The following is a 378-nucleotide window of genomic DNA, read 5'->3' on the forward strand; positions in this document are numbered from 1 at the left end:
CCGCGGGATCGATCCGGTCACTTTCGACCGCGCGCCCCCCGCCTAGGCCGACGACCGCGAGGCCCAGCGCTTCACCATCAATGCGGGTGACGAAGCCGGCATCGGGCGCCGGCACGGGCCGCAGGATGGGCGCTGTCGCCAAGTGAGCTTGCCAATTTTCTACGAAATCGGACGGCCCGCCCAATGCCGCCACCATGCGACCGAACCGTTCAGCGGCCTCGCCCGACTGCACGGCACGCCGAATCGCGCCCGCACCGGCTTCCGCATTTTGGAACAGGCCGCTGCGGGCAAGAAGGATGCCGCCCAGCTCGGCGGAAAGCTCCAGCAGCCGCCCTTCGGCCGCACCGGTCAACACCTCCATCACGGCAGCGATTTCGA

The 378-nt window shown here is 68.8% G+C and carries 1 pseudogene; it reads right to left on the bottom strand.

Annotated features, from left to right (window positions below):
* Positions 1-378 (bottom strand): annotated as a pseudogene (locus A3764_RS19150) (thymidine phosphorylase); the annotation flags it as partial.

Origin of the sequence: Sulfitobacter sp. HI0129, from assembly GCF_001635395.1 — a bacterium.
In the GTDB taxonomy this organism is placed as follows: Bacteria; Pseudomonadota; Alphaproteobacteria; order Rhodobacterales; family Rhodobacteraceae; genus Sulfitobacter.